The sequence below is a fragment of the Aurantivibrio plasticivorans genome (assembly GCF_055392955.1).
Genome location: NZ_AP036020.1, coordinates 2189904 through 2202034, shown reverse-complemented (window position 1 = coordinate 2202034; position 12131 = coordinate 2189904). Strand labels below are relative to the sequence as shown.

Annotated in this window: 11 protein-coding genes and 1 tRNA gene; 9 read left to right on the top strand and 3 right to left on the bottom strand. The window is 45.6% G+C overall.

What is annotated here, in order from left to right; genetic code table 11:
• Window positions 1-13 precede the first annotated feature (13 nt).
• The 4 genes from ACZ5NB_RS09935 (at window position 14) to rpoS (ending at window position 3731) form a co-directional block, all read left to right on the top strand.
• Window positions 14-658, top strand: coding sequence for a protein-L-isoaspartate(D-aspartate) O-methyltransferase (locus ACZ5NB_RS09935; protein WP_464107944.1), 645 nt, complete (start codon window positions 14-16; stop codon window positions 656-658).
• 19 nt (window positions 659-677) lie between these two features.
• On the top strand, window positions 678-1631 hold the full coding sequence (locus tag ACZ5NB_RS09930) for a DUF368 domain-containing protein (protein ID WP_464107499.1): 954 nt from the start codon (window positions 678-680) through the stop codon (window positions 1629-1631).
• A gap of 178 nt (window positions 1632-1809) precedes the next feature.
• Window positions 1810-2571 (top strand): peptidoglycan DD-metalloendopeptidase family protein, encoded by a 762-nt coding sequence (locus ACZ5NB_RS09925; RefSeq protein WP_464107498.1) that lies wholly within the window; start codon window positions 1810-1812, stop codon window positions 2569-2571.
• A gap of 140 nt (window positions 2572-2711) precedes the next feature.
• Window positions 2712-3731, top strand: a complete 1020-nt coding sequence (rpoS, locus tag ACZ5NB_RS09920) for an RNA polymerase sigma factor RpoS (RefSeq protein WP_464107497.1) — start codon at window positions 2712-2714, stop codon at window positions 3729-3731.
• A gap of 77 nt (window positions 3732-3808) precedes the next feature.
• Here the strand turns inward: rpoS and ACZ5NB_RS09915 are convergent, their stop codons facing one another.
• Both ACZ5NB_RS09915 and ACZ5NB_RS09910 read right to left on the bottom strand, forming a co-directional pair.
• Entirely contained in the window at window positions 3809-4603 is a 795-nt protein-coding gene (locus tag ACZ5NB_RS09915; RefSeq protein ID WP_464107496.1) for an SDR family oxidoreductase, read from the bottom strand.
• Window positions 4604-5091: 488 nt separating this feature from the next.
• Window positions 5092-5168, bottom strand: a tRNA-Arg gene (locus ACZ5NB_RS09910).
• A 249-nt stretch (window positions 5169-5417) separates the two neighbouring features.
• Between ACZ5NB_RS09910 and ggt the strand changes: the two genes are divergently transcribed.
• The 5 genes from ggt to ACZ5NB_RS09885 all read left to right on the top strand — a co-directional run bounded on the left by ggt (window position 5418) and on the right by ACZ5NB_RS09885 (window position 11195).
• On the top strand, window positions 5418-7100 hold the full coding sequence (ggt, locus tag ACZ5NB_RS09905) for a gamma-glutamyltransferase (protein ID WP_464107495.1): 1683 nt from the start codon (window positions 5418-5420) through the stop codon (window positions 7098-7100).
• A 106-nt stretch (window positions 7101-7206) separates the two neighbouring features.
• Window positions 7207-7605 carry a response regulator gene (locus tag ACZ5NB_RS09900; protein WP_460234783.1) on the top strand — a complete coding sequence of 133 codons (399 nt, stop codon included), beginning with the start codon at window positions 7207-7209 and terminating at the stop codon, window positions 7603-7605.
• A 165-nt stretch (window positions 7606-7770) separates the two neighbouring features.
• Window positions 7771-8007, top strand: coding sequence for an OadG family protein (locus tag ACZ5NB_RS09895; protein ID WP_464107494.1), 237 nt, complete (start codon window positions 7771-7773; stop codon window positions 8005-8007).
• 76 nt (window positions 8008-8083) lie between these two features.
• On the top strand, window positions 8084-9865 hold the full coding sequence (gene oadA, locus ACZ5NB_RS09890; RefSeq protein WP_464107493.1) for a sodium-extruding oxaloacetate decarboxylase subunit alpha: 1782 nt from the start codon (window positions 8084-8086) through the stop codon (window positions 9863-9865).
• A 13-nt stretch (window positions 9866-9878) separates the two neighbouring features.
• Window positions 9879-11195, top strand: a complete 1317-nt coding sequence (locus tag ACZ5NB_RS09885; RefSeq protein WP_460234785.1) for a sodium ion-translocating decarboxylase subunit beta — start codon at window positions 9879-9881, stop codon at window positions 11193-11195.
• A 27-nt stretch (window positions 11196-11222) separates the two neighbouring features.
• Here the strand turns inward: ACZ5NB_RS09885 and ACZ5NB_RS09880 are convergent, their stop codons facing one another.
• The gene (locus ACZ5NB_RS09880; protein WP_460234786.1) at window positions 11223-11954 is read right to left on the bottom strand and encodes a heme oxygenase-like domain-containing protein; all 732 of its coding nucleotides are present in this window, start codon (window positions 11952-11954) and stop codon (window positions 11223-11225) included.
• Window positions 11955-12131 lie beyond the last annotated feature (177 nt).

Below are 12131 nucleotides of genomic sequence, written 5' to 3'. Positions count from 1 at the left end.
AAGTGGTATCGGGATGACATCTGAGCGCACGAGGGCTCGATTAATTGCCCGCTTGCAAGAACAAGGGGTGTCAAACAACACTGTACTGGATGTGATGCGCGAAACGCCACGTCACATTTTTCTAGATGAGGCTTTGTCGCACCGCGCTTACGAAGATAGTTCACTCCCAATCGGCTACGGACAAACGTTATCACAGCCTTATATCGTTGCTCGAATGACCGAGATTCTTTTGGGCGCTCTGGGTAAAAAACCTTCAAAAGTATTAGAGATTGGTACTGGCTCTGGCTACCAAACAGCTATTTTGGCTCAACTAGTTGATGATCTTTATAGTGTAGAGCGCATTAAGCCGCTTCAAGACAAAGCTAGGGCTCGGTTACGCCAATTAGGACTGCGTAACGTCATCCTTTCACATGCAGACGGGGGCTTTGGCTGGCCGGAAAAAGCCCCCTTTGAAGGAATATTAAGCGCCGCTGCGCCCCGCGAGATACCACAAGAGCTCCTCCATCAACTTGCTCCAAATGGTGTACTGGTCATTCCTGTTGGTGCAGATGTGCAATATCTCACCTTGGTAATACGTGACGGAGATACGGATAACTTCCACACCCAGCAGTTAGAACCTGTCAAATTTGTTCCTCTTCTCTCCGGAATCACCCGTTAACATATATAGGTCCGCTAGGATGACTCAACGACCCTTGAGCGAGTACGCATTGTTGTTTGTAAAAGGAATGACTATGGGAGCAGGTGACATCGTTCCGGGGGTATCTGGAGGAACAATTGCTTTCATTACTGGTATTTATGAAGAGCTAATTGACTCGCTTCGACGAATTGATCAAAAGGCATTAAAGGTTCTGCTAACCCAAGGTCCGATCGCTGCTTGGAAGTACATTAATGGCTTTTTCCTTCTTGCCGTATTTGGCGGTGTGCTTACCAGTATTGCAACTTTGGCGAATGTCCTAGCTGCTGTGCTGGAGTCGCACCCAATTTTAATTTGGTCTTTTTTCTTTGGCTTAGTGCTGGCTTCGGCTATCTATATTGCGCGTCAGCTTCCAGGCTGGACGTTAGAGAGGGTGCTAATCTTGCTGGTTGGCATTGGGCTGGCGTATGGAGTGTCGATTGTTAAGCCTGCTGAGTTACCCGGAGATTGGTGGGTTGTTGCACTAGCCGGAAGTGTAGCCATATGTGCCATGATCCTGCCTGGGGTCTCCGGTTCATTTTTATTGGTCTTAATGGGGTTATATCCCACAATATTAGGCGCTATAAGCGATGTGAACGTCGCTATTCTGAGCTCATTTTTGGCGGGGTGTGTTGTTGGCCTACTGTTCTTTTCTCACTTATTACATTGGTTGTTACAGCGATTTCATGAGCCAACACTTGCGTTGTTAACAGGGTTCCTCCTTGGCTCGCTCACGATGTTATGGCCTTGGAAGGCAACTATAAGTAGCTATGTCGATCGCCATGGCGTCGTGAAACCATTAATTCAGCAAAACATATCCCCGCAGCAATTTTCGACGTCACTTGGCCAAGAATCACACTTAGCGTTGGCTATTATTTCAGCTGTCGTGGGGTTGTTGCTTGTGCTCGGTCTAGAGTTTATATCGTCCAAAAATCAAGCTAAAAGTGCTGATTCGTGAAAGAGGTTTCACAATTTAATCAAAAATGTCGGATTTTTGAGAAAAACAACAATTTTTTTGGTCGTTTTATATGAAAATTCTAGACTACTTTGTGATAACTAAGGATTAGTAATAGCGCTGAGTAATATTGTTGATTAATTTGTGACCGAGTATAAAAATCGTTTATCGGGAGTATTTCGTGAACTGGCTTAAATACCGTGCAAAAGGGGCGTTCAAGATATTAACCACCCTGATAGTACTTTCGGCCTGTTCCAGTACTAAAACAAGTGCTCCGGTCTCAGATTTAACACAGCCTCCTAGCTTTAAAATTAAGTCGCATACCGTGGCGCGCGGGGAAACTCTTTTCGCAATTGCGTGGCGCTTTAATTTAGATGTTGATGATCTCGCCGCCGCAAACGCTATTTCCGCGCCATATACCATTTATCCAGGTCAAAAACTGTCTTTAGACTTAAATAAAAAAACAGTCAGTCAGGTGTCAACCGCACGCACCAAACAACCGGTATCGACTCGTTCAAAGATTCAAACAAGAAAGCAACAAACGAAAAGTCCTAAATCCTCGGAAACCCAAACACTGCGGTGGGTGTGGCCGGTTTCCGGCAAACTGATTACGCGATTCAGCGGCTCTGACGAGTTGCGTAAGGGTATTGATATCGCCGCTAAAAAGGGAGAGCCTGTTCTTGCAGCGGGCGATGGCGAAATAGTTTATGCCGGCGCTGGCTTAAGAGGTTACGGCAATCTTTTAATCGTAAAGCACAATGATCGTTACTTAAGTGCTTACGCTCACAACAGCAAACTTATCGCGAGAGAAGGAAAAAAAGTTAAAGCTGGAGAGAAGATTGCCGAAATAGGATCTAGTGGCACCGATAGGGACAAGCTTCATTTTGAAATACGGCGCGATGGCAAACCCGTAAATCCACTGGGGTATTTACCAAAACGTTAAACAAAATTGAGCCTCTCAACTTTATCAATAGAATTATAAATTCGGTGTTGCGTTAGCTAGAAGAGGAAGGGTGTAGAGCAGGGTAGCAAGTAGCACGCACGCTCTAATAACTAAAACCGAAACTCACAGGGCTCAAGACGATGGCACTACAACAGCGCGAGATAGAAAACTATCAGGCAGAAGAGGAAATTGTTAGCGTTCTACATGAAATGGACGATGACGCTGACAACGACACTACAAGTCAGTCTGCAAGTGATAGCAAAGAGGATACTAAACTTCAGGATGTATCGCGATTTGCTGAAGAAGAAGAAAAAGTTCAAAAGAATCTAGACGCTACACAGTTATACCTCAACGAAATTGGTTTTTCTCCACTATTAAGCGCTGAAGAAGAAGTCTACTTCGCTCGTAAAGCACTGAAGGGTGATGAGCCTTCTCGCAAGCGAATGATCGAAAGTAATCTTCGTCTAGTCGTTAAAATTGCTCGTCGCTACGTTAATAGAGGCCTCGCTCTTTTAGATCTTATAGAAGAGGGCAACCTTGGATTGATTCGCGCCGTAGAAAAGTTTGACCCAGAGCGCGGCTTTCGCTTTTCTACCTATGCCACCTGGTGGATACGACAAACTATTGAACGCGCCATTATGAACCAAACGCGAACGATTCGTTTGCCCATTCACGTTGTAAAAGAATTAAATGTCTACCTCAGGGCCGCGCGCGAATTAGCCCAAAAATTAGATCATGAGCCATCAGCGGAAGAAATTGCTGACCTACTCGACAAACCCGTCGAAGATGTTAAACGAATGCTTGGCCTCAACGAACGGGTCACCTCAGTTGATGTACCGATAGGTCCTTCTTCTGACAAAGTATTAGTCGATACTATTGCAGATCAAAATGTTTCCGATCCAGCTTCTTTGCTTCAAGACAGCGACCTTAGCGAAAGCTTAGATAATTGGTTGGGAGAGCTAACCGAAAAGCAACGTGAAGTAATCGCTCGTCGATTTGGCTTGCGCGGCTATGAAATGAGCACGTTAGAAGAAGTAGGCCGGGAAATTGGTTTAACTCGTGAACGCGTACGTCAAATTCAAGTAGAAGCGCTAAAGCGTCTGCGGGATATTTTAGAAAAACAAGGTTTAAACGGAGAAGCGCTTTTCTCTATGATGTAAGAAAAATAAAAAAGCTAAACAGGATAGTCCTCGTCCAATAAAAAACCACGCAATAGCGTGGTTTTTTATTTAAACAGTCAAGCGGGTGTTGCTGCGCTGCCTGCTAGAATCCCGCCATCTATATTCAGCTCTGTACCGGTTATGTATTTACTTTCATCGGATAGGAGGTAAATCGCAGCGTGAGCGACATCGTTTGGCTCGCCCATCACGCCCAGTGGGATATCGGCACAAATTTGTTTTATCGCACTCTCTCTTTGTTTACCCTCTCCTAACATACTATCCCACATAGATGTGTATATTGCTGCAGGATGGATTGAATTGCATCGAATGTCATAACGTTGTTGCGCGCAGTACAACGCAACTGTTTTAGTGTGAATTCTTATTGCCGCTTTACTTGCGGCATACGCCGCGGCACCGGGAATACCTACTAAACCTGAGCGAGAAGAAATATTTATAATATTGCCACCATTCGCCTTGAGCCATTTGATCCCATACTTACAGCCTAAGACGGTTCCAAGTAAATTAGTCTCCATTACAGAGTGCCAGCTATCCAAATTTAGATGCTCCGGGTCGTGCGGGCCATTTGTTTCGATAAAGCCTGTAATGCCGGCATTGTTGATTAAACCATCGATACAAATGTTGTTTAGGCGGAAATACTTATCGACCTCTTGCCACTGCTCAACGCTTGACACTTCAAGTGGGATAAACTCGCACCGTCCACGCATGGTGTTCGCGAGATCGGTACCTTTTTTAGAGTCAATATCGGAAATAAAAACATACGCACCTTGTTCGATGCACTGTTTGGCGCAGCTGGCACCGATTCCCTGAGCCGCACCTGTGATCAGAATCGTTTTATTGTATAAACGTTGCATAAAATACCTCGTTGTCATTTGAAAGGGGTGTTTTGAAATGACAAACAACTCGCAACGCTAGATAGGGTGGCCTATAGGCAAGCAAAAGCCCAAACTGCAGGCTTATGAGCTGGCAGCATAAGAAGTATTGCGTGGAGGCGTTGGTCTACGAGTTGTTTGAACGACGTGAATTGTTCATGGCGCTCCTTCCTTGGAGGGGGAGAGAAGTGAGTACATATATTACGTGATTAGCAACGGTTCAGTCAAAGAGGCGGTTAACCCCAGGAATATGAACTCCAGATTGTTGCGCAAAGATCTCGCCCATTGTTTGCGGTCGTACAAATTGTGAAACCATGGGGCATCGTATCTTGAGGCAAATTTTGTATGACAATCTAGAGGATGCATGAGCCTGAATAGACAGTGGCGTAGGTAAAGTGTAATCCTTGCAGAAACTGGTTGCGCCATATACGAAAAAACCCAGCTATTTAGAAGCTGGGTTTTTTCGTATATGGCGCACTCGGCAGGATTCGAACCTGCGACCCCCTAGTTCGTAGCCAGGTACTCTATCCAGCTGAGCTACGAGTGCGCGGACTCTCTTTCTGGGGTGTCCCCCAAAGGAGAGGCGCGTATGGTAGAGATTTGACATAGGGTCGTCAAGTCACAAAATCAACTTAATTATCAACCGCCTAAGCAAAAATCATCGTCTTGGTCTTTATATGCTCAAGCTGGCTAAAAGACTTTCAATGCTTTACGACTTAGCGCTTTTTTATGAGAGAATTGCCGTTATTGCTTGAGTTTCTCACTCCCAGTCAAAAAATGTTCTCGTAGGCCATTTATGCTTAGTTTGATTCGCTCCACGATCACTGTCGTTCTTAGTTTATCTGTTGCAACTGCGGTTGCGTCGACACAGTATTCCGCCGTGACCGCAGATGGAAAGGGCGCAATTGCGACCGTTCATCCTATAGCGACACAAGCCGCTTTGGACGCGTATAAGCAAGGAGGGAATGCGATTGACGCGGCCGTTGCGGCGGCTTTTGCGCTTGGTGTAGTAGACGGCCATAACTCCGGCATAGGGGGCGGCTGCTTTGCCCTAGTCCATTGGGCTGATGGGACTGTACAAGCCGTAGATGGCCGCGAGATGGCGCCGGGGAAGGCGACGAGGGAGATGTATGCACGGAACGGTACGGTAGATCGGGATTTATCCAAAACAGGGCCTTTAGCGATTGGCATACCCGGCTCTGTTGCAACCTATGAGTACCTTATAAACCAGGGAGGCAAGTTATCTTTCCCCGCAATAATTAACCCCATTGCCGATATCGCGGGGCGGGGCTTTCCCGTTGACGGTATTTACGCCAATCGTTTAGCCCGTGCCACACCAGCCTTGAAGGCGTTTGAGGGAAGTAAATCAGTACTACTACCTGAAGGTAAACCGCTACAAGCTGGCGACACGTTAATTCAGAAAGATCTTGAAAACACCTACCGCCATATAGCGAAAGAGGGGGCTGGGTACTTCTACAAAGGCCGCTTTGCGTCACAAGTCGGGGATTGGATGGCTAAGCACGGCGGTATTATTACCGAGGAAGACTTTGCCAACTACCAGCTAAAATTACGGACGCCCGTAAAATCTGAGTACCGAGGCTATACGGTATACGGGTTTCCACCTCCGAGCTCCGGGGGAGTTCATGTCGCGCAGATATTAAATATCCTTGAAAATTTTGACATCGCTGAACTGTCAATCGAGGAGCGACAACACCTGTTAGCAGAGGCTATGAAGCGAGCTTTTGCTGATAGAGCTCACTGGTTGGGAGACCCTGACTTCGTCGATGTGCCGCGTGGCCTTATTGATCAGGGCTATGCGGATCAACTTGCCTCGCAAATTGATGCAAAAAAAACCACATTGGTAAAAACGCATGGTACTCCGCCAAAAGCGGATACCAATATCTTTGGCAAACATACGACTCATATCGCTGCGGCCGATGCCGAGGGCAACTGGGTTGCGATTACGACCACGGTGAATACGGGCTTTGGTAGCAAGGTAATCGTTCCGGGTACAGGTGTTATTTTAAACAATCAAATGGACGACTTTTCAGCAAAACCTGGTACACCCAATGCCTACCGTCTCGTCGGTGCAGAGGCTAATAGTATCGCCCCGGGTAAGCGTCCACTTTCGAGCATGAGTCCAACGATCATTTTGAAAGACGGTAAACCGATACTAACTACCGGTGCTGCAGGCGGTCCAACTATCATCACGCAGGTCCTGCAAACAGTGGTGAACCACTTAGACTTGAAAATGGATGTCAATGCTTCCCTAGCGGCACCGCGTATACACCATCAGTGGGCGCCTGATCGGCTTTTCGTCGAGTCTGCGCTTGATAGTACTGTGAAAGAATCGCTCAAAGGGAAGGGGCATGACTTGTTAGAACGGGGGTATATGGGCTCGTCCCAAGCTATTTCGTTTCAAGGGGGGAAGTTTGAGGCTGCTTCTGAGCCTCGTCTACATATACGAAACAAACCTTAAATAGTATTTTTTAACAAAATAAATTTATATCTCGCTGGCACAACGTCTTTTTCGCTTCTATATTTGCTAGTAACGAATTAACGCGGTTTCCAAGGACTTGGGGCCTATGGCGAAAATACTGATAATTGATGATGAAGAGTCGCTTCGCGACAACATGACCGCCTTTCTTGAAGACGAAGGCCACCGCGTGTTGGCGACTCACTGTGCTGAAGCTGGGTTACAAAAGCTCGCTCAATTTCAACCAGATCTAGTCATTGTCGATCTCCGCTTGGAGGGAGCAAGTGGCGAGCGTTTTGTGAAGACAGCATACAGTTTGCAGCCAACCACGTGCTACATTATCCACACGGGATCAAAGGAGTATACCTTGCCTCGATCATTGGAGATGCTCGGTATCAGTGATCGTAACCTCCTATATAAACCTATCCCTGATCTTCTTCAGCTGTCCAATTTAATTAATGAATTACTCGCTGAACACACCGAAACATTAAAACGACATCAGAGCTAACGTTTAACACTGTTAAAAACTGTAGTCGACTTGCCTTCGCTGATTATTTACCGTTAAATTGCTAACGGTGCATACACCACCAGCTTTAACGTGATGACCACAAGTCATCGAATACAGCAAACCCTTGACGTTAAATCCGTTAAAAGGGCGGCAGCGAGATGAGTTATGTCGAAAGAATTACTATCGAATGGCATTGCATTAATGCTATTTGGAATGGGCGTAGTGTTTACCTTCCTTGCAGTACTGGTGATAGCTATCGCTGTCATGTCCTATACAATCCAAACTTATTTTCCCACAGCTTCATCACCCAATCCTGCCCCTCCGCCCGATGATGACGGCCTACCTCCTGAAAGAATTTTAGCCGCAATCAAACTAGCGATCTCAGAGCATCGTAAACACTAAGCCGCAATATGGATTGCTCGCTAGCAATTCGAGAAGATCTGTGGATAAAGAATATTAAGTTAGGGGCCAACATATCATGAAATCTGCAACTCGCTTGGGTATTACCGATGTTGTTTTACGCGATGCTCACCAATCACTTTTTGCAACACGTTTACGTCTGGATGACATGTTGCCTATCGCGGAAAAATTAGATCAAGTTGGTTTTTGGTCGTTAGAAACTTGGGGAGGGGCAACCTTCGATGCCTGTATTCGCTATTTGGGAGAGGATCCCTGGGTCAGAATAAGAGAGCTTAAAAAAGCGATGCCCAATACCCCAATGCAAATGTTATTTAGAGGGCAAAATATTTTAGGCTACCGACATTACGCCGATGATGTTGTAAAAAAATTCGTTGAGCGAGCGGCAGTTAATGGTGTTGATGTTTTTCGCGTCTTTGACGCAATGAACGACATGCGAAATATATCCACTGCGTTAGCCGCGGTTAAAAATGTAGGCAAACACGCCCAGGGTACTATTTCGTATACCCTCAGCCCGGTGCATACCATCGATAAATGGGTGGCGCAGGGTAAAGTCATCGAAGATATGGGAGCAGACTCGATTGCCATTAAAGATATGGCAGGTTTATTGACTCCATATGCGGGCTTCGAGTTGGTTTCAAAACTAAAAGCAGCATGTGATATTCCCATACATATGCAATGCCATGCAACCACAGGGCTATCTACAGCCACTTATTTAAAATGTATTGAAGCCGGAATCGACAATATTGACACGGCGATATCGTCAATGTCGATGACTTATGGTCACAGCCCGACAGAAGCCTTAGTCGCTATATTAAAAAATACTGAACGAGATACGGGCCTTGATATAACGCTATTGGAATCTATAGCCAGTTATTTTCGTGTAGTCCGTAAAAAATATGCGAAGTTTGAAGGTTCACTGCGAGGTGTTGACTCGCGTATCTTGGTCGCTCAGGTACCAGGTGGCATGCTGACGAATATGGAAAATCAGCTTCGAGAGCAAAAAGCTGAAGATAGAATGGACGAAGTATTAAAAGAAATTCCGAAAGTTCGTGAAGACCTAGGCTATATTCCTTTAGTTACACCTACATCACAAATTGTCGGCACTCAAGCTGTCATTAACGTATTATCGGGTGAACGATATAAATCAATTACCAAGGAAACAGCTGGCGTTCTTAAGGGAGAGTATGGCAGTACTCCAGCGCCGGTGAATGAAACGCTTCAGGCTAAAGTATTAGGTGAAAACAAAACGATTGAATGTCGGCCAGCGGATTTAATTGATGATGAACTCGAAGCCTTGGCTGACGAGTTAAAAACGAAAGCCCAGCAGGAGAAAATAGATCTCACTAAAGAACAGGCATTCTACGATGATGTACTCACCTACGCGCTTTTCCCTCAGGTAGGTTTAAAATTCTTAAAAAACAGGCATAACCCAAACGCATTTGAGGCGGCACCAACAGGTCAAGAGACAAGTGAGGTCAAAACTTCGGATGGGGATGCAATTTATACCGTCGATGTTGAAGGAAAATCATATACTGTCACGGTAAATAGTGGTGGTGACTTAACGGGGATAGTGTCTCTCAAGAACGCCACACCAAGTACAGCTGAAAAAGCGTCGGCCCCATCGGAATCGCTTGTTATCAATGCGCCCTTAGCTGGCAATATCGTAAAAGTAGTGATCGAGGTTGGACAAAAAGTAAACGCGGGCGATAAGCTCGTTGTTCTTGAAGCAATGAAGATGGAAACCGATGTGACCGCTCCTCAAGATGGTACGGTGCTAGCCGTCAACGTGCGTGAAGGTGATGCCGTCTCTGTTGGCGACATACTGACTTCATTAGGCTAGGGGATAAAGAACTATGTCACAACATCTCCTGAACTTGTGGAACTCGACAGGCATTAGCCAAATGGCAAGTGGTGACCTAATCATGATTGTGATTGGGTTGCTGCTACTATTTTTGGCCATCCGCAAAAATTTTGAACCATTATTGCTTGTACCAATAGGCTTCGGAGCGATACTCGCGAATATTCCTGGCGCAGGCTTAGCCTCCACGGCGATAGAAAACGCTCTGCTGAATGGCGATGAGACTCTTTTTTATGCAATGACTAGCCTGCTTTCGTTGGATACTCAGATTACTTCCGTCAAGGACGTTTTGTTTGCTTATCAATCGTCGAATGTCGATACCCAGCTGGTTATTGACAGTCTTGTTGCTAAGGCAGGATTCAGTGATGGCATGCTTTATAAGTTTTATACCGTTGCCATTGGTAGCGGGGTAGCGCCTCTCGTAATCTTTATGGGAGTGGGAGCCATGACTGATTTTGGCCCGTTACTTTCAAACCCCAAAACATTGTTGTTAGGCGCTGCCGCTCAGTTTGGTATTTTCGCCACGGTGATGGGAGCAGTAGGATTATCAGCACTGGGTATTATGGATTTTTCTATAGCTGATGCTGCGGCTATCGGCATCATTGGTGGCGCTGATGGGCCCACGGCAATTTATGTATCAAGTATTTTAGCACCTGAGCTTTTAGGGGCGATTGCTGTCGCGGCGTATTCCTACATGGCACTGGTTCCACTCATTCAGCCGCCGATTATGCGAGCGCTAACGACTGAGGCTGAACGAAAAATCCGTATGATTCAGCTCCGTGAAGTTTCCCAGCGCGAAAAAATAGTCTTTCCGTTGGTTATATTGATTCTTGTTGCTCTTGTACTGCCTGACGCAGCGCCCCTGTTAGGGATGTTTTGTTTCGGTAATTTAATGCGGGAATGTGGTGTAGTAGAGCGCTTAAGTAGTACTGCTCAAAATGCATTAATTAATATTACAACGATATTCTTAGGTTTGTCTGTTGGGTCTAAATTAGCTGCAGACAAATTTTTAGACCCTAAAACGCTAGGGATACTCGTGTTAGGCGTTGCGGCTTTCTGTATTGGTACGGCCATGGGTGTTTTGATGGCAAAACTAATCAATATTTTCTCACAACACAAATTGAACCCCTTGATAGGTTCAGCGGGAGTTTCTGCCGTGCCAATGGCCGCCAGAGTCTCGAATAAACTGGGACTAGAAGCCGACGGACAAAATTTTCTGTTGATGCATGCTATGGGGCCGAATGTTGCTGGCGTGATTGGATCTGCTGTTGCAGCAGGCGTAATGATTACGATGGTATCTTCAATGAACTAGCGCTCTTTTAAAATTTATATCAAGTGTTTAGTGCACAGCGCGAGAATGTCTTAACCTACTGGCTTTTGGATCTAATAGGTCTTGGTAGATTCGGTAACTGAGGGTTGCTGCGATGACGATATTTGCTTGCGTCTGAAAATCAGAAATTAGGTCCAACGATTTTCTAAACTCCCAAAGCGTTTGCTTTTGGTTGTCGTGGCCATCAAGGTACGATGTCGCTTCGCTGTGCAGCGAAAGGTGTTTATCGAGCGCTTTCCCAATCCTGGGGCCGGCATAAATTATGCTCTCCTCGAGCATATAGAGCACACCCAGGAGTGCAACGGAATACACTTCATGAACTCTGTTCATATAGTTGATTAGCTCTGCGGCCTTTTCAGGCAACACGTCACAACGAACGCCGTGACTTTTTGCTAAACACTCTATATCACGCTCTAGCAGAGTACTTTTTAGTCGTTGTTGCGTCACATATTGACTAACATCGAAGGCCTTTTCTTCCAAATTAAATAAATTTACAACATTAAATGTTCCATCGAGTGATTCAAAGAGCGATTCTAGATGCCGACGAATGCGAAGATGGCTATACAGAAGTTCTGCGTATTGTTTTAGCGTGAGTTGCCCAAGCCACAATGCATTGTACGAGTAAGAACTCAGTATTTCCCGCCGACAGTCTCTCGAGACATTCCTAAGGCTAACTGAGATCCTTGCTCGTTTCTCCGACTCTTCGCCTCGGTGAAGATTAAGTTCAATCACTTTGCTCACTCGTAGCTCCATTTATCGTTAGCGGTTGTGGCGCGAAATTCATTATTGCAAAGGCTGAGAGGAAGATGCAACTGTTCAGTTAAAGACTTACAATTGAAGCGGAGTCAATCGAAAACGTTTAGCTTCCGAATAAACTGTAGCAAGTCTTTTTGTTGATGCGAACGAAAGTAAGTCATT